Annotated in this window: 24 protein-coding genes and 1 pseudogene; 11 read left to right on the top strand and 14 right to left on the bottom strand. The window is 58.8% G+C overall.

The window, feature by feature from the left end; translation table 11 throughout:
* Window positions 1-188: 188 nt before the first annotated feature.
* Window positions 189-497, top strand: coding sequence for a YkgJ family cysteine cluster protein (locus GKQ23_RS09985; protein ID WP_212410712.1), 309 nt, complete (start codon window positions 189-191; stop codon window positions 495-497).
* On the opposite strand, the gene GKQ23_RS09980 is transcribed toward GKQ23_RS09985, so the two are convergent.
* Window positions 460-858 carry a hypothetical protein gene (locus GKQ23_RS09980; protein WP_249168498.1) on the bottom strand — a complete coding sequence of 133 codons (399 nt, stop codon included), beginning with the start codon at window positions 856-858 and terminating at the stop codon, window positions 460-462. The two genes, GKQ23_RS09985 and GKQ23_RS09980, sit on opposite strands and share 38 nt — an antisense overlap.
* 408 nt (window positions 859-1266) lie before the next feature.
* On the opposite strand from GKQ23_RS09980, the gene GKQ23_RS09975 reads away from it, so the two are divergent.
* The gene (locus tag GKQ23_RS09975) at window positions 1267-2673 is read left to right on the top strand and encodes a hypothetical protein (RefSeq protein ID WP_212410710.1); all 1407 of its coding nucleotides are present in this window, start codon (window positions 1267-1269) and stop codon (window positions 2671-2673) included.
* A gap of 297 nt (window positions 2674-2970) precedes the next feature.
* Here the strand turns inward: GKQ23_RS09975 and GKQ23_RS09970 are convergent, their stop codons facing one another.
* The 3 genes and pseudogenes from GKQ23_RS09970 to icd form a co-directional block, all read right to left on the bottom strand.
* Complete coding sequence (locus tag GKQ23_RS09970; RefSeq protein WP_212410708.1) at window positions 2971-3282, bottom strand: hypothetical protein; 312 nt, start codon at window positions 3280-3282, stop codon at window positions 2971-2973.
* A gap of 268 nt (window positions 3283-3550) precedes the next feature.
* A pseudogene (locus tag GKQ23_RS09965) lies at window positions 3551-4154 on the bottom strand (LysE family translocator).
* Between the two features lie 107 nt (window positions 4155-4261).
* On the bottom strand, window positions 4262-5512 hold the full coding sequence (icd, locus tag GKQ23_RS09960) for an NADP-dependent isocitrate dehydrogenase (protein ID WP_056232847.1): 1251 nt from the start codon (window positions 5510-5512) through the stop codon (window positions 4262-4264).
* A gap of 101 nt (window positions 5513-5613) precedes the next feature.
* On the opposite strand from icd, the gene rluE reads away from it, so the two are divergent.
* From rluE to GKQ23_RS09915, 9 genes are all read left to right on the top strand, one after another.
* Entirely contained in the window at window positions 5614-6270 is a 657-nt protein-coding gene (rluE, locus tag GKQ23_RS09955) for a 23S rRNA pseudouridine(2457) synthase RluE (protein ID WP_056232849.1), read from the top strand.
* Between the two features lie 39 nt (window positions 6271-6309).
* Window positions 6310-6783: an NUDIX domain-containing protein gene (locus GKQ23_RS09950; protein WP_212410705.1), complete on the top strand. Its 474-nt coding sequence runs from the start codon at window positions 6310-6312 to the stop codon at window positions 6781-6783.
* A 67-nt stretch (window positions 6784-6850) separates the two neighbouring features.
* On the top strand, window positions 6851-7969 hold the full coding sequence (mnmA, locus tag GKQ23_RS09945; protein ID WP_233209017.1) for a tRNA 2-thiouridine(34) synthase MnmA: 1119 nt from the start codon (window positions 6851-6853) through the stop codon (window positions 7967-7969).
* A 43-nt stretch (window positions 7970-8012) separates the two neighbouring features.
* Window positions 8013-8657: a high frequency lysogenization protein HflD gene (gene hflD / locus GKQ23_RS09940; RefSeq protein ID WP_056232854.1), complete on the top strand. Its 645-nt coding sequence runs from the start codon at window positions 8013-8015 to the stop codon at window positions 8655-8657.
* A 29-nt stretch (window positions 8658-8686) separates the two neighbouring features.
* Complete coding sequence (gene purB, locus GKQ23_RS09935) at window positions 8687-10057, top strand: adenylosuccinate lyase (RefSeq protein ID WP_056232857.1); 1371 nt, start codon at window positions 8687-8689, stop codon at window positions 10055-10057.
* 116 nt (window positions 10058-10173) lie between these two features.
* A complete protein-coding gene (phoP, locus tag GKQ23_RS09930; RefSeq protein ID WP_056232859.1) occupies window positions 10174-10842 on the top strand; it encodes a two-component system response regulator PhoP in 669 nt (222 codons plus the stop codon).
* Between the two features lie 4 nt (window positions 10843-10846).
* Window positions 10847-12307 (top strand): two-component system sensor histidine kinase PhoQ, encoded by a 1461-nt coding sequence (phoQ, locus tag GKQ23_RS09925; RefSeq protein ID WP_056232861.1) that lies wholly within the window; start codon window positions 10847-10849, stop codon window positions 12305-12307.
* A gap of 146 nt (window positions 12308-12453) precedes the next feature.
* Entirely contained in the window at window positions 12454-13581 is a 1128-nt protein-coding gene (locus tag GKQ23_RS09920; protein ID WP_212410703.1) for a cupin domain-containing protein, read from the top strand.
* A gap of 4 nt (window positions 13582-13585) precedes the next feature.
* Entirely contained in the window at window positions 13586-14245 is a 660-nt protein-coding gene (locus GKQ23_RS09915; RefSeq protein WP_056232865.1) for an O-methyltransferase, read from the top strand.
* A 113-nt stretch (window positions 14246-14358) separates the two neighbouring features.
* On the opposite strand, the gene GKQ23_RS09910 is transcribed toward GKQ23_RS09915, so the two are convergent.
* From GKQ23_RS09910 to GKQ23_RS09865, 10 genes are all read right to left on the bottom strand, one after another.
* Window positions 14359-14700 (bottom strand): hypothetical protein, encoded by a 342-nt coding sequence (locus tag GKQ23_RS09910; protein WP_212410701.1) that lies wholly within the window; start codon window positions 14698-14700, stop codon window positions 14359-14361.
* The gene (locus GKQ23_RS09905) at window positions 14700-14891 is read right to left on the bottom strand and encodes a hypothetical protein (RefSeq protein WP_056232869.1); all 192 of its coding nucleotides are present in this window, start codon (window positions 14889-14891) and stop codon (window positions 14700-14702) included. Before GKQ23_RS09905 ends, GKQ23_RS09910 begins: the two co-directional genes overlap by 1 nt.
* Before the next feature lie 162 nt (window positions 14892-15053).
* Complete coding sequence (locus GKQ23_RS09900) at window positions 15054-17030, bottom strand: hydantoinase B/oxoprolinase family protein (RefSeq protein WP_212410699.1); 1977 nt, start codon at window positions 17028-17030, stop codon at window positions 15054-15056.
* Window positions 17020-19080, bottom strand: a complete 2061-nt coding sequence (locus GKQ23_RS09895) for a hydantoinase/oxoprolinase family protein (protein ID WP_212410697.1) — start codon at window positions 19078-19080, stop codon at window positions 17020-17022. The genes GKQ23_RS09900 and GKQ23_RS09895 overlap by 11 nt, the downstream gene beginning before the upstream one ends.
* Window positions 19077-19544 carry a GNAT family N-acetyltransferase gene (locus GKQ23_RS09890; RefSeq protein ID WP_212410695.1) on the bottom strand — a complete coding sequence of 156 codons (468 nt, stop codon included), beginning with the start codon at window positions 19542-19544 and terminating at the stop codon, window positions 19077-19079. The genes GKQ23_RS09895 and GKQ23_RS09890 overlap by 4 nt, the downstream gene beginning before the upstream one ends.
* Window positions 19545-20179: 635 nt before the next feature.
* Window positions 20180-20686 (bottom strand): Lrp/AsnC family transcriptional regulator, encoded by a 507-nt coding sequence (locus GKQ23_RS09885; protein ID WP_056232876.1) that lies wholly within the window; start codon window positions 20684-20686, stop codon window positions 20180-20182.
* A gap of 154 nt (window positions 20687-20840) precedes the next feature.
* Window positions 20841-22157 (bottom strand): 4-aminobutyrate--2-oxoglutarate transaminase, encoded by a 1317-nt coding sequence (gabT, locus tag GKQ23_RS09880; protein ID WP_212410693.1) that lies wholly within the window; start codon window positions 22155-22157, stop codon window positions 20841-20843.
* A gap of 153 nt (window positions 22158-22310) precedes the next feature.
* The gene (locus GKQ23_RS09875) at window positions 22311-23438 is read right to left on the bottom strand and encodes a M20 aminoacylase family protein (RefSeq protein WP_249168523.1); all 1128 of its coding nucleotides are present in this window, start codon (window positions 23436-23438) and stop codon (window positions 22311-22313) included.
* A gap of 7 nt (window positions 23439-23445) precedes the next feature.
* A complete protein-coding gene (locus tag GKQ23_RS09870) occupies window positions 23446-24372 on the bottom strand; it encodes a glyoxylate/hydroxypyruvate reductase A (protein WP_056232881.1) in 927 nt (308 codons plus the stop codon).
* The gene (locus GKQ23_RS09865) at window positions 24372-25220 is read right to left on the bottom strand and encodes a GNAT family N-acetyltransferase (RefSeq protein ID WP_212410689.1); all 849 of its coding nucleotides are present in this window, start codon (window positions 25218-25220) and stop codon (window positions 24372-24374) included. Before GKQ23_RS09865 ends, GKQ23_RS09870 begins: the two co-directional genes overlap by 1 nt.
* Window positions 25221-25223 lie beyond the last annotated feature (3 nt).

Raw genomic sequence — 25223 nt, 5'->3', positions numbered from 1 at the left:
GTCAGAATATGGCAACACAGGCAACACAGGCGGCACAGGCGGCACAGGCGGCACAGGCGGCACAGGGATAGTACAGCGACGATTGACAAAGCGGCAGCGTTTGACAAAATGCCCCTCCTTTATCGGTCACTCATTTAACGGCCACGTCGATACGACGCGGGCCCTCAGGTAAAACGCATATCGCGACTATGAACACTATCCCCGTTACCCAGCTTGCGGATACGCCCGCCGTCACCTGTTCCACCTGCGCCGCCTGCTGCTGCCAGCTGGAGGTGATGCTGATCACCGATACCGGGGTGCCGAAACGGTTTATCGATTACGATGACTGGGACAGTGAAGTGATGCTGCGGCTGGACGATGGCTGGTGTGCGGCGCTGGACCGCAACACCATGATGTGCACCATTTACGAAAACCGCCCGCTGATCTGCCGGGAATTCGAAATGGGTGCCGACGAGTGCATTACCGAACGCCAGGGGATGGCGACGATGTATCGCTGAACCCGCTTACAACCGGCGCTTGCGTCAGGCTGCACAACGGATAACCGATACGGCATAAAATCTCCGCCCGCCGGGCGAGAATAAACGGTTTATTGGTTTCACCGTGGCCGAATACCGGGTAATAGTAGACTGGATAACTCACCCGCCCGGCAAAATCCTTAATCACCTGACGATACAGCTGCTTCTCGCTTTCAGCTGCACCCATCGCATAGAACTGACCAAAAATCACCGCCTTTGGATGGAAGTTTTTGCTGTACGTCAGCTGATGCAGCGTTCTGTCCAGTTGTTTGGCGGTGACGTTGGTATCCTCCAGCATCATCACCACACTCGCCTGCAGCTGACTCTTCGAGCCGTAAGACACTACCCGGCACAGTCCGTGATCCGTGCATTGAAGCCGATGATGTGTCAGCGACGCTGAGTCAATGGAAGGATAAGCGCGTCAGGGCTGCTACGGCAGCCGTGTGCCAGAAGCGGACGTTATCATTGCATGATTATCAATGCGCACAGGTCCATTAATCGGACACTAATGCTCTGAATAGTAAAAATAAATGTAAGGATACTCACAAAAACAACAACTTGCAGCCCTGTAAATTATGCACTTATGTTGCTTGTGTACATGACTCGTGTGAACTTAGATTCCGTAAGTGGTGAATGTTTATGATTTAGATAACATTAATTTAGTCTTCCCATGTTAAAATGCACAAATTTATCATTTGTTGATATCTATAGCGCAAGGGATTTTTAAAATAATTCAAAAGGAGTGTCAGTGATGCCAGGCATTATCAGCTTAACTTGGTTTGATATTTTAATGTTATTCATTATGTTGACAGCCCCTTTTTTCATGGGGTTTGTCACTCTATTTTTGTTGGTAAAATCCACCAGCCATTCAGGGGCTCGCTCCCTTTTTCTATGGCTGGTTTTACCTCAAATCCTGGCTACATTATTTTTCTGGTGGGTGCTATATTTTTACAACGTTTATACATCTATAAGCATAATCCCCATTGCTTCTGGATCAATACTGGGAGGGGTGGTGATTAGCTATCTCTTTTTCAGAGCAGATGCCCCTGTCATTTCCGGGATATTATGCGGGCATATTATTTCCCTTACATTGTTATTTATCACCATTAACACCACCAGTCCAAATTTACTTACAGAGTTGCAGACTGGACGAGACATCCACCAACTACTTAATATAGGTAAGAGTAAGGGAAGTGAGAGTTTCAATCGACGACTTGAGGATGTGGAGTTTCGTCAAGAAATGTTGGTTGAAGCTGTTAATAATTCAAACATGCCTGAAACGACGTTCCGGGAATTACTGTCCAGAGGTGCTAATCCGTTCCGGAAATACGCATTTAATGGTTCTATCTTTTCAACAGCGGTAAAGAATAATAATCTTAATGCGGTTCGCGTGTTTACCGAAAAGCTGGATGGTGATGATAAACAGGCAAAAAGCAACCGAGAATTTCTGCGTGCGAATAATCCATTAGATCAGCCTTTATACTTTTCAAGTACACCTACAGAAGAACAAAAAAGACAGTATATGGCTAGCGCGAAAATTATCCTCGATAAGATGCCTGAACTACTGAACGATAGGGTTTACTACAGAATAATACCTGAAGCTAACGCAGAGCTTATTCAATTTTTATGGGACTACCATCCTCCTGAAAAACCTGTTTACCGCATTCAGGCAGAAGCGCTTCTGGGGATAGTGGAGGTAGCGGATAAAATTGCCGCCGCTCCAGATATTCTTAAAGAGAAGCCAGCCGCAGATTACGCTGATTCGCTGTGGGAATACCTTGTTGAGTATTCTCCCCACGCTGTGATCCAGTCCATACTCGAGAGAAATGTGGTGCAGTGGGCTGATTATAAAGATAAAAAAGGGAACAATCCGGTGCTGGAAAAAGCTATCGGCCGGGCAGAAAAATACACTGGTGACGATCCGCAGGTACTGATCCTCGTGATGCACGACATACTAGCACAGGGTGCTGCATGGTCGCCGTCACAACTTGCTCACGGATTTTATACCGAGGGGGAGGGATCGCATGTGGTCAGTTCATTGCATAGTGCGGGTATAACCTGTACGCAGCTACGGGAAGCGCTGTCTAACTTTGTTGCTGGGAATACCTTTGATAATGGGGATCAACGAATCAAGGAGGTTTGTCAGGCGGGAAAATAAGTTTATACGCAAAACTAACTAAAACCTGATAACGGATCTTCCTGCTCTGGCGCTTAACGATGAAATTGTGCGATATGTTAACCACATAACGGGCCAGTAAGCCTGCGCAGTTGATGGTCTTGCACCGCCCCAGAACCTGTTCCTTATCAAGGATTCTGATGCAGAATGGCATTCTGATCCGAAACTGCGCATTGCCAACGCGCCGGGATGCAATCCCGGCAGCGCACACAATTCTGAGAAAGCCGCGTTCTCTCTACGACAAATTCAGCCAGCCAACCGGTCGGCGCGAAAACAGGGCTAAAGGGCTACGCTGCTTTCCACTTCATGCTGGAAAACATACGGGTCGGAGAGCAGCTCGAACTCTTCATCGTCCGGGTAGGTCACCGCCACATGATAGTTTTCTCCGGCAAAGGCTTTTACCGACTGCAGATCCTGCCAGTAAGTCGCCAGGAAGAAATGCTCCCAGCCGCCCTGGGTTTCCCTGCGGACATATGCACCTTTGTTGCCGGGGATGCTTTCTGAATGTTTTACCCCTGTCTTTTCCAGGTGTCTTGCAAAACCTTCAGCATGTTTAAGCGGAACACATCCGTGCCAGGTCCTTACAATCATTAGCTTTTCCTCTTTCTGTGGCAAAGAGTTAACCCTATCACTCTGAGCACCATTTGTGTATTTTTTGCAGTACTGTCCCCTGCCCACACGATCTCCAGCCCGCTCACGCCCTCGAAATCCCCGCCACGGGGCAGCGACTCCCCACTGATTTGGATCACAGAGACTGTTTAGCATGAATGCTGTTGAGGGATCACCGCAGATTTAAAAGCAGATTGCGGATTTGGGCTGACTCAGGTTTTATTTAATTCGCTCGCTAACCTGCCAGGAGTTATTCAATAAAGTTGTGAAGGGCAAAAATGACCAGCAGCCCCCCTCCGCAGGTGTTGACGTATTTTTTTAACCGGGATGGATTGCTCTTTTTTGCTGAAAAAATCAGGGTGTAGCTGATAACGATAAGCCAGACGCTCATAACCAGCACGTGCACGGAGGCTAAGGTCAGGTAATTGCCAACGCCACCCTGCTTACCGGCAAACTGGGAGACAACGGTCAGATAGAAAATGATGGCTTTAGGATTCAGAACGTTGGCAAGCCACGCCTCTTTTACCGTAACTGCAGACAGGCTTTTTTTGAGTTGAATGGGCCTGGCATCCAGGCCACTACGGATGAGCATCATCCCTAACCAAAGAAGATAGAGGGTTCCCGCAATTTTCAGAAAACCATAGACCGCCGGAGACGAGACAATCACGGCAGTTATGCCGAGTCCGATCAACAGCGCATGGGTGTAGATACCCAATGCTGTTCCGGCAAGGGTTCTTGCAAAGTCCGCTGCGTCCACCGGCCAGTGCGCTGCTCATAACAAGCGTGAAGCTTGCGCCGGGAGAGAGTGCAACGGGCAATAGTGCTGGAATAAAGCCGGTCAGATTGATGTCCATATGCTCCATTTAGCCCGTTCTGGGGAAGAGTTTTGCGGAAAGGTTTTTTCAGGCAAAAAAACGGGGGCCACCAGGGCCCCCGCTTTCACAATCACCCACTCACCACATTACATGTGAGAGATCATTGCATCGCCAAACTCTGAAGATTTCAGCAGCTTAGCGCCGTCCATCAGACGTTCGAAGTCGTAGGTCACGGTCTTGGCTGCGATCGCGCCTTCCATGCCTTTGATGATCAGGTCTGCGGCTTCGAACCAGCCCAGGTGACGCAGCATCATTTCAGCGGACAGGATCACGGAACCTGGGTTCACTTTATCCTGGCCCGCGTACTTAGGTGCGGTACCGTGGGTGGCTTCGAACAGCGCGCACTCGTCACCGATGTTTGCGCCAGGAGCGATACCGATACCGCCAACCTGTGCAGCCAGGGCGTCAGAGATGTAGTCGCCGTTCAGGTTCATACAGGCAATCACGTCGTACTCGGCCGGACGCAGCAGGATCTGCTGCAGGAAGGCGTCGGCGATCACGTCTTTGATCACGATCTCTTTGCCGTTGTTCGGGTTCTTGATTTTCACCCACGGGCCGCCGTCGATCAGCTCGCCGCCGAACTCCTGACGCGCCAGTTCATAGCCCCAGTCCTTGAAGGCACCTTCGGTGAACTTCATGATGTTGCCTTTGTGAACCAGGGTCACTGAGTCACGGTCGTTGGTGATCGCATATTCGATCGCCGCACGGACCAGGCGCTTGGTGCCTTCTTCTGAACACGGCTTAACGCCGATACCGCACTGCTCAGGGAAGCGAATTTTCTTCACGCCCATCTCTTCGCGCAGGAACTTGATCACTTTCTCGGCTTCCGGCGTACCCGCTTTCCACTCGATACCGGCATAGATGTCTTCGGCGTTTTCGCGGAAGATCACCATATCGGTGTCCTGTGGGCGTTTTACCGGGCTTGGGGTGCCGGTGTAGTAACGCACCGGACGCAGGCAGATGTAGAGGTCTAACTGCTGGCGCAGGGCCACGTTCAGGGAGCGAATACCGCCGCCGACCGGGGTGGTCAGTGGGCCTTTGATGGCCACGCGATACTCTTTAATCAGTTCGAGGGTCTCTTCCGGCAGCCAGACGTCCTGACCGTACAGCTCTACGGATTTCTCACCGGTGTAAATTTCCATCCAGGAGATTTTACGCTCACCGTTGTAAGCTTTCTTCACGGCAGCGTCGACAACTTTGATCATCACCGGGGAAACGTCTACCCCAATGCCATCACCTTCAATAAACGGGATGATTGGATTGTTAGGTACGTTCAGTTTTCCCTGATCCAGGGTGATTTTCTGACCTTCCGCCGGAACAACTACTTTGCTTTCCATCAACCTCTCCTTCGAGCGCTTTTTTGTTAATGACTTGTAAGATGCGCGTCAATACTACTCGAATATTGACTCTGCGCCAATCCTCTGAAGATTGAGGTATAATGCGCCTATTGTTCTCAAGTGCAAAGACCATGCGAAAAACTTCTGTTGCTAATCACCGCGTTAAACGCTCCAGCCCGCCACAGCGCCGCCCGGCTGCCCCCAAAGGGCCCCGCTGCGTGGTGCTGTTTAACAAACCCTTTGATGTGCTGCCGCAGTTCAGCGACGAAGCCGGGCGGCGCACGCTGAAGGATTATGTTCCGCAGCCGGGGATCTATGCCGCCGGGCGACTGGATCGCGACAGCGAAGGGCTGATGGTGCTGACCAACGACGGCGCGCTGCAGGCGCAGCTGACCCAGCCCGGTAAGCGCACCGGCAAAATTTATTATGTGCAGGTGGAGGGCGAGCCGGCGGAGAGCGATCTGCAGGCGCTGCGCAGCGGCGTGGTGCTGAACGATGGCCCTACCCTGCCCGCCGGCGTGGAGCTGGTGGCCGAACCGGCGTGGCTGTGGCCGCGCAATCCGCCGATCCGTGAGCGGAAGGCGATTCCCACCTGCTGGCTAAAAATCACGTTGTCTGAGGGGCGTAACCGCCAGGTGCGGCGAATGACCGCCCATATCGGTTTCCCGACCCTGCGCCTGATTCGCTTCTCAATGGGCGCGCTGCAGTTACAGGGGCTGGCACCCGGCGAGTGGCGCGATATTACCGACCAAATTTAACGCTGACCGCCCCCTGGCGCGCAGCAACCGGAGCCTGAAATGTTTAAACCCCACGTTACCGTCGCCACCGTCGTACAGGCCGCAGGCCAGTTCCTGGTGGTGGAAGAGCGGGTGCGCGGCCGCGCCACGCTGAACCAGCCCGCCGGGCATCTGGAGGCCAACGAAACGCTGTTGCAGGCCGCCGTGCGTGAGCTGTCGGAAGAGACCGGCATTGATGCCGTTCCGCAGGCCTTTCTGGCGATGCATCAGTGGATCGCGCCGGATAATACGCCGTTCCTGCGTTTCCTGTTCAGCCTGGATCTCCCGGCGATGGTCGAGACCTACCCACAGGATAAAGATATCGACCGCTGCTGGTGGCTGCCGCCAGAGGAGATCCTCACCTCGAAGAAGCTGCGATCGCCACTGGTGGCGGAAAGCCTGCGTATTTACCAGCAGGGAACCCGCCATCCGCTGGCCCTGCTCAGCGCCTTTCAGTGGCCGTTTAGCGAGGATGCGCGCGCCAGCAACGCATGATAGAATATGCCGCAATTTTATCAGAGCCGCCTTTAACGGCTCCTTAAAACCTCAGGTTGGGTATTAAATGTCGAACAGTATGAACAGCCAGAAAAAAGTGATCGTCGGGATGTCCGGCGGCGTGGACTCCTCCGTTTCTGCCTGGCTGCTGATGCAGCAGGGTTATCAGGTCGAAGGCCTGTTTATGAAAAACTGGGAGGAGGACGATGGCGAAGAGTACTGTACGGCAGCCACCGACCTGGCTGACGCGCAGGCGGTGTGTGACAAATTAGGGATCCATCTGCACACCATCAACTTCGCCGCCGAATACTGGGACAACGTCTTCGAGCACTTCCTGGAAGAGTACAAGGCCGGACGCACGCCTAACCCGGACATCCTGTGCAATAAAGAGATCAAATTTAAAGCCTTCCTGGAGTTTGCAGCCGAAGACCTTGGCGCGGACTTTATCGCCACCGGCCACTACGTGCGCCGCCATGACGTTGACGGTAAAAGTCAGCTGCTGCGCGGGCTGGACGGCAACAAAGACCAGAGCTACTTCCTCTACACCTTAGGCAGCGACCAGATCGCGCAGAGCCTGTTCCCGGTCGGCGATCTGCCGAAGCCGGAAGTGCGCCGCATTGCAGAACAGCTGGAGCTGGTCACCGCGAAGAAAAAAGACTCCACCGGCATCTGTTTTATCGGCGAGCGCAAGTTCACCGAGTTCCTGCGTCGCTATCTGCCCGCGCAGCCCGGCCCGATTGTCTCCGTAGCCGGTGATACCGTCGGTCAGCACCAGGGGCTGATGTACCACACCCTCGGCCAGCGCAAAGGCTTAGGCATTGGCGGCACCAAAGATCACGGCGAGGAGCCGTGGTACGTGGTGGATAAAGACGTGGCGAACAACGTGCTGGTGGTGGCTCAGGGCCACGATCACCCGCGCCTGATGTCGGTCGGCCTTGTTGCCCAGCAGCTGCACTGGGTGGATCGCACGCCGCTTACCGCCCCGCTGCGCTGCGTGGTGAAAACCCGCTATCGTCAGGAAGATATCCCCTGCACCGTCACGCCGCTGGACGATGAGCGCATTGAGGTGCGTTTTGATCTGCCGGTGGCGGCGGTGACGCCGGGCCAGTCCGCGGTGTTTTATCTGGATGACGTCTGCCTCGGCGGCGGTATTATTGAACAGCGTCTGCCGCTGGTTACTGCATAAAGCCGGGCCTCCCGCACGACGCGGGACGATAACAGGAGCCACCGTGGCAAAGAATTTTTATGATATTACCCTGGCACTGGCCGGCATCGGTCAGTCGGCGCATCTGGTACAGCAGCTGGCCCATCAGGGCAGCTGCCCGCCGGAGGCGCTGAAAGTGTCACTGAACAGCCTGCTGGATCTGAACCCGTCCTCCACGCTGGCGGTGTTTGGCAATGACGAGGCCAACCTGCAGTTTGGCCTGGAGACGCTGCTGGCGGTGCTGAACAGCAACAGCCGCCAGGGGCTGGGCGCCGAGCTGACGCGCTACACGCTGAGCATGATGGTGCTGGAGCGCAAGCTCAGCGCCAGTAAAACCGCGCTTAACGAGCTCTCCAGCCGCATCGCGCAGCTTGACCGCCAGCTGGCGCATTACGATCTGGAGTCGGATACGCTGATTAGCGCCATGGCCGGCATCTACGTTGATGTGATCAGCCCGCTCGGCCCGCGTATTCAGGTCACCGGTTCACCGGCCGTGCTGCAGAATTCGCAGGTGCAGAGTAAAGTTCGTGCGGCACTGCTGGCGGGTATCCGCTCGGCGGTGCTGTGGCAGCAGGTTGGCGGTGGCCGCCTGCAGCTGATGTTTTCCCGTGGCCGTCTTGTTAACGAGGCGAAAGCGATTCTGGCCCGCCTGAACGGGACCCCAACCTGATGTTTACAACCGATCCAGGAGTTGCACCAATGGAATTATCCTCTCTGACCGCCGTCTCACCCGTTGATGGCCGTTACGGCGACAAAGTCAGCCCCCTGCGCGGCATTTTCAGCGAGTTCGGCCTGCTGAAGTTCCGCGTTGAGGTTGAAGTTCGCTGGTTACAGAAGCTGGCGACCTGCGCAGAGATCAGGGAAGTTCCTGCATTTGACGCCGACGCAAACGCTTACCTTGATGCAATCGTCAGCAGCTTCAGCGAAGAAGACGCCGCGCGGATTAAAACTATCGAGCGCACCACCAACCATGATGTGAAAGCGGTTGAATACTTCCTCAAGGAGAAAGTGGAGAGCGTACCTTCCCTGCATGCGGTATCTGAATTTATCCACTTCGCCTGTACTTCAGAAGACATTAACAACCTGTCGCACGCGCTGATGCTGGAAACGGCACGTCGCGAGGTGATCGTGCCGTACTGGAACAAGATCATCGCCGCAGTCAAGGATCTGGCTGTGCAGTACCGTGATATCCCGCTACTCTCACGCACCCACGGTCAGCCTGCCACCCCGTCCACCCTCGGTAAAGAGATGGCCAACGTTGCCTACCGCTTCGAACGCCAGCTGCGTCAGCTGGAGCGCATTGAAGTGCTGGGTAAAATCAACGGCGCGGTCGGCAACTATAACGCCCACATCGCCGCGTATCCGGAAGTAGACTGGCACCAGCTGAGCGAAGAGTTTGTCACCTCGCTGGGCATTACCTGGAACCCGTACACCACCCAGATCGAGCCGCACGACTACATTGCCGAGCTGTTTGACTGCATGGCGCGCTTTAACACCATCCTGATCGACTTCGATCGCGACGTGTGGGGCTATATCGCACTGAACCACTTTAAGCAGAAAACCATCGCCGGCGAAATCGGTTCTTCCACCATGCCGCATAAGGTTAACCCGATTGACTTCGAAAACTCCGAAGGCAACCTCGGCCTGGCCAACGCCGTGATGCAGCATCTGGCCAGCAAACTGCCGGTTTCCCGCTGGCAGCGTGACCTGACCGACTCCACCGTGCTGCGCAACCTCGGCGTCGGCGTCGGCTACGCGCTGATCGCTTACCAGGCCACCCTGAAAGGCATCTCCAAGCTGGAAGTGAACCGCGACCGCCTGCTGGCCGAGCTGGACAGCAACTGGGAAGTGCTGGCCGAGCCGATCCAGACCGTGATGCGTCGTTACGGCATTGAGAAGCCGTACGAGAAGCTGAAAGAGCTGACCCGTGGCAAGCGCGTGGACGCCGAAGGCATGAAGGCGTTTATCGACGGCCTGGCGCTGCCGGAAGATGAAAAAACCCGCCTGAAGCAGATGACCCCGGCTAACTACCTTGGCCGCGCGATTCAGATGGTTGACGATCTGAAGTAATTTCCCCTGCGGGCCGTGTTTAGCGGCCCGCGTTAATCTGCTGTTTACCCCCTTTCACCTATACTGTTCCCGGTTTATGCTGGTGAACAGCGACGTCGTTTCTAAAGGAAAGAGCTATGCGAGTGTTAGTGGTGGAAGATAATCAACTACTGCGTCATCACCTGGCGGTACAGCTGCGGGATATGGGGCACCAGGTGGATGCGGCCGAAGATGCCAAAGAGGCGGATTATTTTCTCAGTGAGCACACGCCGGATATTACCCTGGTCGATCTCGGGCTGCCGGATGAAGACGGCATGGCGCTGATCCGCCGCTGGCGCAGTGAAGACGTACGCCAGCCGATTCTGGTGCTCACCGCCCGTGACGGCTGGCAGGCCAAAGTCGAGGCGCTGGAAGCCGGGGCCGATGATTACGTTACCAAACCCTTTCATATTGAAGAGGTGGTCGCACGGATGCAGGCGCTGATGCGCCGCAACAGCGGGCTGGCGTCACAGATTATTACCCTGGCCCCGTTCCAGATCGACCTCTCCCGCCGTGAGCTGACGGTCAATGAAAACCAGATCAAACTGACTGCCTTTGAGTACACCATTATCGAAACGCTGATCCGCAACGCCGGTAAAGTGGTCAGTAAAGATTCGCTGATGCTGCAGCTTTACCCGGACGCCGAGCTGCGCGAGAGCCACACCATCGACGTATTAATGGGCCGCCTGCGTAAGAAAATTCAGGCCGAGCACAGCGCGGAAGTGATCACCACGGTACGCGGTCAGGGCTACCGCTTCGACCTGTAACCCGATGAACCTGTTCTGGCGCAAAAAGCCGCTGTCGCTGCGGTTCCGTTTCCTGCTGGCCACCGCGGCGGTGGTGCTGATCATGTCCCTCTCTTACGGCATGGTCGCCGTGGTCGGCTACGTGGTCAACTTCGATAAAAACACCTACCGTGTCCTGCGCAGCGAAAGCAACCTGTTCTTTACCCTCGCACAGTGGCAGGACGGCCGGCTGAGCATCGTGCAGCCAGAGCGGATGACGCTCAACTTTCCGGCGCTGGTGTTTATCTATGACAGAAACGGCAAGCTGCTGTGGCAGCAGCGTGACGTGCCGGATATCAGCAGCAAAATCCGCCCCGAATGGCTGGATAAATCAGACTTCTACGAAATCGATACCAATAACCGAACCAGCCGCGAAGTGCTGGGCAACGACCGCGACGCGCAGAATAAACTGACCGCCTACGACGATGACGGCAACGACACCTTTACCCACTCGGTGGCGGTCAACCGCTACGAGGCCAGCGCCAACCTGCCGCCGCTGACCATTGTGGTGGTCGACTCCATTCCGCAGGAGCTGCAGCACTCCGACGTGGTCTGGTCGTGGTTCAGCTACGTACTGCTGGCCAACCTGCTGCTGATTATTCCTCTGCTGTGGCTGGCGGCGCACTGGAGCCTGCGGCCAATTGGCGCGCTGGCCCGCCAGGTGCATGAGCTGGAGAACGGCACCCGCGACGCGCTCGACCCGGCCCCCCCGCAGGAGCTGAAAAGCCTGGTCCGTAACCTCAACCTGCTGCTGGACAACGAGCGCCAGCGCTACACCCGCTATCGCACCACCCTCAGTGACCTGACCCACAGCCTGAAAACGCCGCTGGCGGTACTGCAAACCACCCTGCGCTCGCTGCGCAACGGCAGAAATCTGTCGGTGGAGCAGGCCGAGCCGATTATGCTGGAGCAGATCAGCCGCATCTCGCAGCAGATCGGCTACTACCTGCACCGCGCCAGCATGCAGGCCGATCACCACGCGCTGAAGCGCGATCTGCACTCGGTACCGGCGCTGCTCGATGGGCTGTGTTCGGCGCTGAATAAGGTCTACCAGCGTAAGGGCGTGGTGCTGACGCTGGATATCTCGCCCGAACTGGTGTTCGTCGGCGAGCAGAATGATTTTATGGAAGTGATGGGCAACGTGCTGGATAACGCCTGTAAATATTGCCTGGAGTTTGTTGAGATCAGCGCCCATCTTACCGAGAATTCGCTGCTGCTGATCGTCGAAGACGACGGGCCGGGCATCCCGGAGAGCAAACGTGACCTGGTGTTTATACGCGGCCAGCGTGCCGACACCCTGCGCCCCGGCCAGGGGCTGGGGCTGGGGCTGGCGCGTGAGATCCTTGAACAGTACAGCGGCGAAATCAGCGCCCATGAAAGCCCGCTCGGCGGCGCGAGGATGGAGGTCATTTTCCGCCGCCAGGAAGTGCTGCACGGCATCCCTTAGTCCTCGGACAGCGGTGGCCTGACAGGAACGGCCGCCGATGCACCCAGCGTTAATCCGCACCTGCTGATGACATTACCCTCCGGCTGCCCTGCCCTGTTATACTCTCTGCACATTGCCGCTGCACTCAGCCGTTTCAGGAAATTATCATGGATTATCAGCTCGACCTTAACTGGCCCGAATTTATTCAGCGCTACTGGCAAAAACGCCCGGTGGTACTGAAACGTGGTTTTAAAAACTTTGTTGATCCGATCTCCCCGGACGAACTGGCCGGGCTGGCGATGGAAAATGAAGTCGACAGCCGGCTGGTCAGCCATGACGAGGGCAAATGGCAGGTGGCTCACGGCCCGTTTCAGAGCTACGACCACCTGGGTGAGAACAACTGGTCACTGCTGGTGCAGGCCGTTGACCACTGGCACGCGCCGTCTGCCGCGCTGATGCGCCCGTTCCGCTTCCTGCCCGACTGGCGTACCGACGACCTGATGATCTCCTTCTCGGTGCCCGGCGGCGGCGTCGGCCCGCATTTCGACCAGTACGACGTATTTATTATCCAGGGCACCGGCCGCCGCCGCTGGCGCGTGGGTGAGAAAACCGAACTGAAGCAGCACTGTCCGCACCCGGACCTGCTGCAGGTCGAGCCGTTCGACGCCATTATCGATGAAGAGATGGAGCCGGGCGATATCCTCTATATTCCACCGGGGTTCCCGCACGAAGGCTACTCGCTGGAGAGCGCGATTAACTACTCCGTTGGCTTCCGTGCGCCGAGCGGCCGTGAGCTGATCAGCGGCTTTGCCGACCATGTGCTCTCCCGCGAGCTGGGCAGCCACCGCTTCAGCGATCCGGACGTGCAGCCGCGCGAAAACCCGGCGGAGATCCTGCCGTCCGAGCTGGAAGGCATCCGCCAGATGATGCTTAACGTCATCGACCAGCCGGGTCAGTTTAACCAGTGGTTTGGTGAGTTTATCTCGCAGTCGCGCCACGAACTGGATATCGCCCCGCCGGAGCCGCCTTACCAGCCGGATGAGATCTACGACGCGCTGCAGCAGGGCGACGAGCTGACCCGCCTGGGCGGACTGCGCGTGGTGTCAATCGGCGAGGCGGTGTTTATCAACGGTGAACAGCTTGATTCGCCGCACCGCGCCGCGCTGACCGCGCTGGCTAATCAGCTGACCCTGGGCCAGGCGCAGTTTGGCGACGCGCTGGACGACCCGTCGTTCCTCGCCCAGCTGGCGGCGCTGGTCAACAGCGGCTACTGGTATTTCGGCGACGAGGAGTAAGGCGATGAACCGCGAGCGCTGGGCGCAGGTCGACGGCTGGCTGGTGGAAACGCTGCTGCCGCAGGATGACGGGCTCAGCGCGGCGCTGGCGGCCAACCAGGCGGCGGGCCTGCCCGCCATTGACGTGGCGCCGAACCAGGGCAAGCTGCTCAACCTGTTCGCCAGAATGATCGGCGCAAAGCGGGTTCTGGAGATCGGCACCCTCGGCGGCTACAGCACGCTGTGGCTGGCGAAGGCGCTGCCGGAAGACGGTCAGGTATTTACGCTGGAGTTTCAGCCGCACCACGCGGCGGTAGCGGTGGAGAATATCCGCCGCGCCGGGCTGGCCGATCGGGTCACCGTGCTGGTCGGCCCGGCGCTGGAGAGCCTGCCGCAGCTGGCCTCGTCTGCGCCCTTCGATCTGGTGTTTATCGATGCCGATAAGCAGAATAACCCCGCCTACCTGGAGTGGGCGCTGAAATACTCCCGGCCGGGCACGCTGATTATTGGTGATAACGTGGTGCGCAACGGCAAAGTCGCCGACGGCGACACCACCGACTGGAATATTCAGGGCGTACGCGACTTCCTGCGGCTGATCGGCAACGATCCGCGGCTGGAGGCTACCGCGCTGCAAACCGTGGGCGAAAAGGGCTGGGATGGCTTTGTGCTGGCGCGGGTGAAGTAACGCGCTGTATAAATATGAAGTTCCGTTAGATGAGAGGCAACACAACTTCGTTTATCACTTTGAGTGCCAGGATGAATTCACGCGTGAATACGGGTACCAAAAAAAAAATTTAATCAGGGCCTGGACTGGTACCGGTTAGCATAAGGCACCATCATAGCCAGCGATACCAGCACGCCGCAGAGGGCGCTGAAAATCATTGAAAAGATAAACAGATCGGTATCGCGCAGCGGATTGGTTAAGTCAAGCAGCACCACGATATAGAACAGGCTGGAGGCCAGCGTCACGCTGGAGAATACCTGGTCAGCTTTGTTCTTCAGTGTGCTGAATGAGAATGGCGGCGTTTTATCTGACCGCCAGTCCCAGACAACATGCATCACCAGATAACTTACACATATCACTATATAGAAGTGGCACAGCTGCTGGTGATCGTGCGGGAAGTACCAGGCAGGCTGCATTACCGGGACTTCCAGGCGGCAAAAATATACAACGATGCCAGCACGGCAGCGCCCCAGGCTGCTCCGCTGTACATGACGTGCGTGGTCAGCTCAACCGAAGGTGCAATCAGCGGGACAAATCCGGACAGGCCAAACCCCCAGCCCGCCCCGCCGAATGTGGCTTTCAACAAGGTAATTAAACTGAAATCCATGCTCACCTCTCTTAGTTATTTCCGTAATAAACAGCAGAATCGCTGCAACGCAGAAAATAATAACGCGGTGAACAGAAATTAAAATCGTAAAATATCCAGTGACACCCACACAAATTCTGTTTTACGAGGCGTACCGCAAAAAATGTGTGGGCTTAACCGCTATTACATGCGTAATGCCGGGAAGCGTTCCAGTAATAAAGTAAACAGTGACTGCATTTGTTCCGTCAGCGGTAATTCACTACCCTGCCCGGCTTTTACCGCAGTGAACACCTCATGTTTCAGGAAATGCCGCCAGACCACCGGTCGTTCGGCAAGAAATGCCGTTAACAGCCGGTAGCGTTCCGGTGTCCACAGCGCTTCAAACGCCCGCCGCGCATCGCCGACGTCAAAATGCTCCCCGTCGGGTGCCGCCATCTGCGCCCGCAGCCGTGCGGTGCCTGCAGGATCCAGCTCGCCCTGCTGAACCGCCACGCCATACTGCTGACGCGCCGCCTGTTCGCTGAGAAAACCGCACTGCACGTCGCGCAGTACCGCCTGCGGATCGCGCCGGCGCGGATCGCCGTAGCCCCCTGCCCCCGGGCCTTTGACCGAGACAATATCCCCCGGTCCGCAGTGGATCACGTCGGTATTGCCATGCTCGGTCACATGGCCATCGGCGTGCCGGGTGCGGAACCACGAGGTACTGCCCGCCCGGCCGCCCGCCGCACCGGCGGAAGAGAAGACCGATCGGTTACGGTTTCGGGCGGTGATGGTGGTATTGGGCGCGAACACCTCAAAGGCCATCTCGGTGGCCAGGCCGCCGCGATACTCCCCCGCCCCGGCGCTGTCCGCCGCCAGGCCGTAGCGGTGGAAACGCACCGGCACTTCCGCTTCGTTGATCTCGATCGGCGTGTTTTTCAGGAACGCCGAGAGGCCGCCGGAGCCATCCGGTCCGTCGTGCTTCGGCGTGCCGCCCGCGCCGCCGCCCACCGGCCCCAGCGACGCCACCAGCGTGCGATTCTGCGCATCCACGGTACGGATGTTGATAATCGAGTTACCGCCCGGCGAGTTGGCGGGCAGCCGGTCCGGCAGCGCCAGCGAGAACGCGCCGACCGTGGCAATCTGCGACATCGCGCAGGTCAGCGAGCGCATGCCCACCGCCGCCGGTGCCTCACAGTTCATAATGGTGCCCGGCGGCAGGATCGCGCGGGTCGGCCGCAGCGTACCGGCGTTGAGCAGCAGTGAACGATCGAGGGTGGAGAGCACGTAGGTCACGCCCACCAGCGCCAGCGGATGACGCTCACGGCCGCCGGTGGGCATATTCAGCGACGACATCAGCTGCGGGTCGCTGCCGGTGTAGTCCAGCTCCAGGCTGTCACCCTTAACCCGCAGCGTCACCGCGATGCGGCACGGATAGCCGCCTTCACTGTCCTCATCGGCGTAGTCGGCATAGAAATAGTCGCCGTCGGGAATAGTGCGGATAATGCTGCGCGCCTGCTGTTCGGCATAGTCGAGAATGCCTTCCACACCGGTAAGGAAGTCGGCAATGCCAAAGCGGGCGATAATCTCCTGCACCTTGCGTTCACCGATGTTCACCGAGGCGATCTGCGCGTTAAAGTCGCCCCAGTTCTGATCCGGCGCGCGCACGTTCAGCCGCATAATCTGCGCCACCTGCTCGTTAAGCACGCCGTTGCTGATAATTTTCAGCGGCGGGATGCGGATCCCCTCCTGCACGATCTCGGTCAGCGACCGCGACAGTGAAGCCGGCACCGCGCCGCCGACGTCGGTATTGTGAATATGGCCGACCACAAAGCAGGCGATTTCGCCCTGATGGAAGACCGGTTTCCAGATATGGATATCCGGGGTATGCGTCGCCACGTTACCGGCGTAGGAGTCGTTAGTGATGCAGATATCCCCCTCCTGATAGCCGTCGATCAGCGCCAGCACCGGCCCGTAATCGATGCCGCTGTACCAGGGCGCACCGAAGCTGCGCGGCGAGGCAAAGGCCAGCCCGTCGCGGCTGACGATCTGGCAGGAAAAATCTTCCGTCTCTTTCACGAAGGTGGAGTGCGCGGTGCGCATCAGGGTAAACGCCATCGCATCGGCGGCGGCGGCACAGTAGTTGGCAAGAATTTGCAGGTTACGTCCATCAATGGCCATCAGCGTCTCCGGTTTGCGGGGTAATGATCAGGTTGCCGTAGCGGTCGACGTCGACCTGCATCTGCGGCGGTACACAGGTGGTGCAGTCGTCCTGGGCGATAATCACCGGCCCGGTGAGCCGGTGTCCGGCACCCAGCGCGCTGCGCGAAACGAGATCGACCTGCCACCAGCGGCCATCGATCCACGCGTCGACCTGGCGCTGCACCGGCACCGGACCACTGGCGCCAGCCAGTTCGGGCAGCCGCGGTTTTGGCGTTGGTGAGCTGAGCACCAGCCGCAGGTTGATCAGCTGCACGTCGGCGTGCGCGTCGTGATGGCCAAACAGCCGGGTGTGATGGGCGTCAAAGGCGCTGCGGATCGCTGCCAGGTCGCCGGTCAGCAGCCAGCTTTCCTGCAGCACCACGTCAATCTCAAACGACTGACCGCGATAGCGCATTTCGGCCGAGAAGCTGAACTGCGACGGCAGGTTCGGGCCATACTCACGGCTCAGCCAGCCGCTGGCCTCGTCGCGCAGCTGCTGTGCGTTAAGCCGCAGTGCATCGCTGACCGCCGGCGTCAGTTCGCAGTAGAGCGTGCGGATAAAGTCATTTTTGATATCGGCCACCAGCCCGCCAAAGGCGGCCAGCACCCCCGGCGTGGGCGGCACCACCACGCCCTTCAGCTTCAGTTCACGGGCGAGGAAGCAGCCCATCATCGGCCCGGCACCGCCGAAGGCGAGGAAGTAAAACTCACGCGGGTCGAGTCCAAAGCGTGAGATCAGCCCGCTGGTGTCGCTGTACATGCTGGAGATGGCCAGCGCGATGATGTTTTCCGCGGTCTCTTCGACGCTGATGCCCAGCGGCTGCGCCAGCTTCTCCACCGCGGCACGCGCGCCGGCCACGTCCACCTGCACGGCGTTATAACCGAGGTCGCCGTGGCCGATCAGCCCACAGGCGGCAAAGGCGTCGGTCGCCGTCGCTTCGGTGCCGCCGCGACGGAAGCAGACCGGGCCCGGCAGCGAACCGGCGCTGTCCGGGCCCACCTGTAACACCCCCAGGCTGTCGATCCAGGCGATCGAGCCGCCGCCCTGGCCGACCGAGGTGACCGACACCGATGGAATATAGATCGGGAAGTCACCGATAATTTCGCCGCTGCCGTACTCAGGGCGGCCATCAATGATTACCGCTACGTCGGCGCTGGTGCCGCCGATATCCAGGCTCAGCAGCCGGTCAAAACCACAGGTTTCCGCGATATAGCTGGCCCCAATCACCCCGGAAGCGGTACCGGACAGGACCATCTGCACACATTCGGCTTTGGCCTGATCCAGCCCCATCACCCCGCCGTTGGATTTGGTGATGCGCGGCGGCACCGGCACGCCCATCTGCTGCAGCGCCCGCTCAAAGGCCTCCAGATAGTGAATCACCTTTGGCTGCACGTAGGCGTTAATCACCGCGGTAATGGTGCGTTCGTACTCTCGAATAATCGGCCAGATCTCCGCCGAGCAGGAGGTGAGCAGTTCCGGTGCCAGCTCAGCCACGATTTCACGCACCTGCGCTTCATTACTGCCGTTGCGATAGCTGTGCAGCAGCGATACCACGATCCCCTGACAGCCCGCTTCGCGGGCGGCGGCCACCGCCTCCTCCACGCTGGCACGATCCACCGCCTGCAGCACCTTACCGTCACGATCGGTACGCTCGCGGATGCCAAACACCCGATCGCGGGAGATCAGCGGCACCGGGCGGCGTGAAAACAGGTCATGAATATGCGGGATCTTCAGCCGCGCCAGCTCCAGCACGTCGCTGAACCCGTCGGTGGTGAACAGCGCCAGCTTGACGCCTTTACGCTGGATCACCGCATTAACGCCAACGGTGGTGCCGTGGGTGAAGTAGCCGATCTCTGCCGGGTTAATGCCGTCGCGCTGTTGCAGCTGCGCGAGGCCGGTGGTGATTTCACTGCCGGGGCTGTCCGGCCGCGACAGGACTTTCAGAGTGCGGATGCTGTTGTCACGTTCATCCAGCACGGCAAAATCGGTGAACGATCCGCCGATATCGACGCCAACGCGGTAACTCATGGGGTGCGGTCCTCTGGTGGGGTGGGTATAAATTCCATTAGTCGCTCAGGCTTCGCCACCGCCTGCCAGCCGGCACGGCGATAGACGTCGTGGGCATCGTCGGTGGCCAGCATCCAGCGTTTGATGGTGCGCAGGTCGGGGTGGTTCAGAATGGCCGACGCAAACCAGCCGCCGAGGCCTTTACCCCGGTGCCCGTTATCAATAATCACGTCGCTGAGGTAGGCAAAGCGGCTGTAGTCGGTGATCAGCCGGCCAAAACCCACCTGCTGCTGCAGGTGCCAGATGCCAAACGGCATTGAGGCCGCCAGCGAACGGCGCGTCAGTTCGATGCTCTGCCCCTGTGCCCAGTAGCTGTGTTCGGTGAGCTGGCGATGTACCCAGTCAATATCAATTTTCTGCGGGTCACTGCTGAGCAGGTATTCATCACGCCGCCATTCGGCGAGGCGCGGGACAAACGGTTGCATAGGGGCTCCGGGGCTGTTTTCTGGCGATTAAGAAGAGTGTACGGCGATTGCCACGGGGAGTTTTTTGGTAACGCCGGGTAACTACGGCGTTTTGTGGGGAAATGCGTGCAGCCGGGGAAATTTTCTGCCGGGCGATCAAATGGCCCGTTCACTGTGGGTTTTGCGTTGCTGTCTTAAGGGCATGGCTTTTAGTTCGGGTGATGGGTTCGGCCGCGGGCGAAAAGAACGCCGGGACGCTGCAAGTACGTCCGTGTAAGCTCGGGCGGCGCTCCCTGCGCCGCACGCCCGGCTAACCTTTTCACCCGCGTCCTCCCTGTTGGCTGTTGCGTTGCTGTCTTAAGGCGTGGCTTTCGGTGTCGGGTTCGGATTCGTACTGACTTGGTCTGATTTGGTCTGATTTGGTCTGATTAGGTTTATTTGATTTTTTTGTCTGGTTTTAAAACAGCGACGCAGAAAATAGCAGGCAATCGGGGTTTATCCGGATAAGCGGACCTTCGGGCACACGGACGTGCCCGGCAGAGCCCAGGGACGTTACTGGCGTGTCCGCGTTCCGGATAAACCCCGATTAGCCGGGCACCGAAACCCGAAGCGACCAGCGGCCAGCAGCCAGCAGCCAGCCATTATCCGGGACAGGATTAAAACTCCACCTGCGTATGCCGCGCTATCAGCGAGCGCAACGGCACGGTGCTTTTCATAATCGGGGACTTGATCACGATGTAACTGAAGTACTTATCGATGCCCACTTTGGCATCCAGCAGCCCTTCAATCACCTCCTGATAATGTTCAATGCTGCGGGTGATAAAGCGTAACAGGTAGTCGTAACCGCCGGTGATCAGATGACACTCCATCAGCTCATCCACCTCACGGATCGCCTGCTCGAACTTGAGAAAATCCTCGCGACGGTGCCCCGAAAGCGTCACCTCGGTAAACACCGTCACCGAATCGGTAATTTTGGTCAGATTGATATGCGCCTCATAACCGGTAATAAAACCGGCGGTCTCAAGGCGTTTCACGCGTTGCAGGCAGGGGCTGGGCGACAGCCCAACGGCATCGGCCAGATTGACATTACTGATGCGGCCATCTTTCTGCAGCTGCACCAGAATATTAATGTCGATACGATCCAGTTTCATTAAGCCGTTCATAGCACCCCTTAAATTCACAACTGCGTCACATTATGCTGAAGATATAGCACGCTTTTTATCTGCCACGCCAGCGTTTTACTGCGCTATATCTTCAGGCCGTTATTATAAAAACTATAATAATATCAATAATAAATCAGTTTATGTGACCCTGCTGTCACCCCAGACGGCCGGTGGCCCGCGCCAGCGCAATATCAAAAATGTGCAGCGCCTCTTCCAGCTGCGAATCGCTGGTCACCAGCGGCGCCAGGAAACGCACCACGTTACGGTGCAGACCACACTTGATCAGCAACAGCCCTTCCTGGCAGGCGCAGTCGAGGATCTTTTGCGTCAGTGCGGCATCCGGTTTGCCGGTTTCAAAATCAATAATCTCTGCCGCCTGCATAAAGCCGATGCCGCGCACTTCGCCAATACAGGCGTACTTATCGGCCAGCTGCTGCAAACGTGCGTTCAACTGCTCGCCGAGCTGGTTAGACCGCTCCAGAAGATTGCCATGCTCCAGCAGATCCAGCACCGCCAGCGACGCCGCACAGGCCAGCGCGTTACCGCCGTAGGTGCCGCCAAGGCCGCCCGGGGTTGGCGCATCCATAATCGCCGCCTTGCCCACCACGCCGGAGATCGGCAGACCGCCGCCGAGGCTCTTCGCCACCGTCACCAGATCCGGCACGATGCCGGTGTGCTGGAAACCAAACATCTTGCCGGTGCGGCCAAAGCCGGTCTGCACTTCATCACAAATCAGCAGAATACCGTGACGCTCGGTGATTTCACGCAGCGCCTGCATAAAGGCTGGGGAAGCCGCGAGGAAGCCGCCGTCGCCCTGCACCGGTTCGATGATGATTGCCGCCACGCGCTCCGGCAGGATCTGCACGGCAAACAGCGTCTCCAGCGCTTTCAGGCAGTCCTGCTCTGAGACGTTGTGGAACGCGTTCGGGAACGGAACGCGGTACACTTCGCCCGGGAACGGACCGAAGTTCTGCTTGTAAGGCTGGCTCATCCCGGTCAGGGTGCAGCCCAGCAGCGTGCGGCCGTGGAACGCGCCGTCAAAGGCGATAATGCCGGAACGGTTGGTGTAGGCGCGGGCGATCTTCACCGCGTTCTCTACCGCTTCCGCACCGCTGGTGAAAAACACGCTCTTAAACTCTTCACCGGCACCCACCAGCCTGTTAAGACGGGACGCCAGGTCAATATAGCCCGGATAAGCCGCCACCTGGAAACAGGCGTGTGACACCCGCTGCAGCTGCTCGGTGACCGCATTCACCACCGCCGGATGGCTGTGGCCAACGTTCAGCACGCCAATGCCGCCGACGAAGTCCAGATAACGGTTGCCTTCCACGTCCCACACTTCAGAGCCCTTGCCTTTGGCAATCACAATCGGATGGGCGGTCACCACGCCGCGCGGGACGTTCTCACCGCGCTTGTCGAGGTACAGGGCGTTATCGGAAAAAGTCTGCTGCTCAGCCAGTAAATTATGCATATCTTTGCCTCATTGACATCAAGATGAAGAGTTACCCTGTTCGCCTTCAGGCAGCGCGGGCATAGGTCAAGTATCGCAATAAGCCGGACGCTGCTGCTGCCGTTCCCGGAACGGCAGCAGCATTAACTGTTGTAATCAATCGACGAACATCACTTAAATTTCTGCCGCCAGCGTTTCCTGCACCAGCGCCACAAACCAGCGGATGCCGTACGGGATCACCGCGTCGTTGAAATCAAATTCAGAGTGGTGCAGCGGGTGGCTGTCCGCCGAGCCCAGCCACAGATAGGCCCCTGGTTTCGCCTGCAACATAAAGGCGAAATCTTCCGAGGTCATCGCCGGTTTTGGCGCTTCGCCATACTCCAGACCGGCGCGGCGCGCGGCGCGCAGGGCGATCTGTGCCTCTGCCGCACTGTTAATGGTGGCCGGGTAGTAACGCTTATAACTGACCTCCGCCTGCAGGCCGTGCGCGGCGGTCACCGACTGCGCCAGCTCGCGCATGCGGCGTTCAATCACGTCCTGCACGCCGCCGTCAAAGCTGCGCACCGTGCCCATAATCTCCGCCTGCGCCGGGATCATATTGTGCGAGAAGCCGCCGTTGATTTTGGTTACCGTCAGCACCGCCGGATCGCAGGGGTCGAGGTTACGGCTGATAATGGTGTGCAGCTGCACCACCAGTTCGCTGGTGGCCAGCAGGGTGTCCGGGGTCAGCTGCGGCTGCGCGGCGTGGCCGCCGCCGCCGTGAACGGTAATGTTAAACACGCTGCCCGCCGCCATAATCGGCCCGGCGCGGGTCTGCGCCACCCCGGCAGGCAGCTGCGGCCAGTTGTGGATGGCGTAGACCGCATCGCAGGGGAAGCGGGTAAACAGGCCATCGTCGATCATCGCCTTCGCCCCCGCCATCCCCTCTTCCGCCGGCTGGAAAATGAAGTACACCGTGCCGTCAAAACCCGGATCGTCGGCCAGCGCCGCCGCCGCGCCCAGCAGCATGGTGGTGTGGCCGTCGTGGCCGCAGGCGTGGCAGACGCTGGCCGTCTGGCTGCGCCACGGCTGACTGCCGTTGTCCTGCATCGGCAGCGCGTCCATATCGGCACGCAGGCCGATGCTGCGCGAGCTTAACCCCCGTTTCAGCACGCCGACCACGCCGGTTTTACCGATGCCGGTGTGCACCTCCAGCCCCAGGTCGCTGAGGATCTCAGCCACGATGCCGGCGGTGCGGTGTTCGTTATAGGCCAGCTCCGGGTGCTGGTGCAGATCGCGCCGCAGCGCGACTAACGCATTAATATCCATATTAATATCCTTGTTGACGGTCGACGACGCCGACCATAGGTTCTCCGCGCTGATGGCGACGAATGTTGGCCAGCAGCGCGACAACGGCACTCTCCGGCTGGGTCTGGCTGGCGATATGTGGCGTCAGCCAGATCTGCGGATGGTGCCAGAATCGGTGCTCAGCGGGCAGCGGCTCGGGGGCGGTAACGTCGACCACCGCCGCGCTCAGCTGACCGGCGTCCAGCGCGTCCAGCAGATGCTGATGGTTCAGCTGCGCGCCGCGCCCGGCCTGCACCAGCGCCGCACCGGCGGGTAACTGGCCGAACAGATCGGCGTTAAGCATCCCTTCGGTGCGTTCGGTGAGCGGCAGCAGGCAGATGAGGATATCGCTGCGCGCCAGAAACTCACCCAGCTGTTCATCCCCTGCCCAGCAGCGTACCCCCGGCAGATCGCGCGGGGTGCGGCTCCAGCCGCCGCAGTCGAAGCCCATCGCCACCAGCGGTTTGAGCACCGCTTCGCCCAGTGTACCCAGCCCCATCACGCCGATGCGGCGTTTTGCTGCGGTTTGCACCGGGTGCGCCTGCCAGACGCCCGCACGCTGCTGCTGCAGGTAGCGCGGCATATCGCGATGCAGGCCGAGCACGGCAAAGGTGACGTACTCGACCATGCCGCTGGTCAGCCCCGGTTCGATCATCCGTACCACCGGCAGGTCGGCGGGCAGGCGTGAGTAGTCAAACTGATCGGCCCCGGCCCCGACGGAGAACAGCACCTTAAGATTGGGGAACTGCTGCATGATGTCTTCCGGCGGCTGCCAGGCGACCAGGTACTCCACCTCTGCGGCATTGCCCACGTCCGGCCACTGGCGGAAGCTGGCCTCCGGGGCCATGTCAGCCAGCAGACCGGCCCAGATACGCCCGCGCTCCGCTTCAGATTTGTAGACGATATTCATCAGGCCATCGCCTGGGACATCAGCCCGAACGCCTGCATGCCGCCGCTTTCCGGCCGCCACGGGGTCCCTTTAATCATGGTGGTCGGCGCGTCCACTTCCGGCAGCCCCTGTTCGGTCAGCCACGGGCCGATACCGGCCTCGCGGTCGGTGTCGATACGGACAAACTGTCCGCCCAGCGTACTCAGCAGCTGGCCGATCAACAGCTTCGCCGCCGCCGGAGTGCGGGCGGTCACCGGCCCAATGGCGTAACCGTGGCCGAAGCGGCGCAGGCAGGCAAAACCGGCCGCGGCCCCCTGCTCTTCCAGCACCAGAATGCGCTCCGCGCTCTCCAGCAGGTTAGCGATCAGCCGTGGCCGCTGCTGGCCGGTGGCCTGACGATCCAGCGCGGTCAGCAGCGTGGCGTCCTGCTGGCGGGCGCTGCGGATCTGCTGGTGCGCGGCGCAGGCAGGCGCGGCCACCGCCGGCAGCTGGCGGCACTGGTGCTGTTCGACGTGGCCGGTGGCGACAAAACCGAGCTTTTCATACAGCCCTTTGCCCGCTTCGGTGGCGTGCAGGCGGATATTGCTGCCCGCCAGGGTCTCAAGCCCGGCCAGCATCAGCTGCTTACCAATGCCGCGCCCCTGCTGAGCATCGTCAACGATCACCAGCCCGAGGGTGGAATAGTCCGCCCCCCAGCGCCAGGTGATCAGGGTGCCAATCAGCTCGCCGTTCTCCACGGCGGCAATCCCCTCGCCCAGCAGCAGCGCCTGCTGCCAGTCGCCCGGCCGGTGCGGCCACTGCAGTTTCTGCGTCAGCGCGAACGCCGCATCAAGGTGCGCGTCGCGCAGCGGAATAAATTCTACGGTCATGGT

The sequence above is a fragment of the Erwinia sp. E602 genome (assembly GCF_018141005.1).
GTDB lineage: Bacteria > Pseudomonadota > Gammaproteobacteria > Enterobacterales > Enterobacteriaceae > Erwinia.
Note: the sequence above shows the minus strand (reverse complement) of the source record. Positions and strands in the feature narration are given on the sequence as shown.

Coding starts and splice junctions, on each gene's coding strand:
- GKQ23_RS09985 (WP_212410712.1), top strand. CDS start 189: ATGAACACTATCCCCGTTACCCAGCTTGCGGATACGCCCGCCGTCACC.
- GKQ23_RS09975 (WP_212410710.1), top strand. CDS start 1,267: ATGCCAGGCATTATCAGCTTAACTTGGTTTGATATTTTAATGTTATTC.
- GKQ23_RS09970 (WP_212410708.1), bottom strand. CDS start 3,282: ATGATTGTAAGGACCTGGCACGGATGTGTTCCGCTTAAACATGCTGAA.
- icd (WP_056232847.1), bottom strand. CDS start 5,512: ATGGAAAGCAAAGTAGTTGTTCCGGCGGAAGGTCAGAAAATCACCCTG.
- rluE (WP_056232849.1), top strand. CDS start 5,614: ATGCGCCTATTGTTCTCAAGTGCAAAGACCATGCGAAAAACTTCTGTT.
- GKQ23_RS09950 (WP_212410705.1), top strand. CDS start 6,310: ATGTTTAAACCCCACGTTACCGTCGCCACCGTCGTACAGGCCGCAGGC.
- mnmA (WP_233209017.1), top strand. CDS start 6,851: ATGTCGAACAGTATGAACAGCCAGAAAAAAGTGATCGTCGGGATGTCC.
- purB (WP_056232857.1), top strand. CDS start 8,687: ATGGAATTATCCTCTCTGACCGCCGTCTCACCCGTTGATGGCCGTTAC.
- phoP (WP_056232859.1), top strand. CDS start 10,174: ATGCGAGTGTTAGTGGTGGAAGATAATCAACTACTGCGTCATCACCTG.
- phoQ (WP_056232861.1), top strand. CDS start 10,847: ATGAACCTGTTCTGGCGCAAAAAGCCGCTGTCGCTGCGGTTCCGTTTC.
- GKQ23_RS09920 (WP_212410703.1), top strand. CDS start 12,454: ATGGATTATCAGCTCGACCTTAACTGGCCCGAATTTATTCAGCGCTAC.
- GKQ23_RS09915 (WP_056232865.1), top strand. CDS start 13,586: ATGAACCGCGAGCGCTGGGCGCAGGTCGACGGCTGGCTGGTGGAAACG.
- GKQ23_RS09910 (WP_212410701.1), bottom strand. CDS start 14,700: ATGCAGCCTGCCTGGTACTTCCCGCACGATCACCAGCAGCTGTGCCAC.
- GKQ23_RS09905 (WP_056232869.1), bottom strand. CDS start 14,891: ATGGATTTCAGTTTAATTACCTTGTTGAAAGCCACATTCGGCGGGGCG.
- GKQ23_RS09900 (WP_212410699.1), bottom strand. CDS start 17,030: ATGGCCATTGATGGACGTAACCTGCAAATTCTTGCCAACTACTGTGCC.
- GKQ23_RS09895 (WP_212410697.1), bottom strand. CDS start 19,080: ATGAGTTACCGCGTTGGCGTCGATATCGGCGGATCGTTCACCGATTTT.
- GKQ23_RS09890 (WP_212410695.1), bottom strand. CDS start 19,544: ATGCAACCGTTTGTCCCGCGCCTCGCCGAATGGCGGCGTGATGAATAC.
- GKQ23_RS09885 (WP_056232876.1), bottom strand. CDS start 20,686: ATGAACGGCTTAATGAAACTGGATCGTATCGACATTAATATTCTGGTG.
- gabT (WP_212410693.1), bottom strand. CDS start 22,157: ATGCATAATTTACTGGCTGAGCAGCAGACTTTTTCCGATAACGCCCTG.
- GKQ23_RS09870 (WP_056232881.1), bottom strand. CDS start 24,372: ATGAATATCGTCTACAAATCTGAAGCGGAGCGCGGGCGTATCTGGGCC.
- GKQ23_RS09865 (WP_212410689.1), bottom strand. CDS start 25,220: ATGACCGTAGAATTTATTCCGCTGCGCGACGCGCACCTTGATGCGGCG.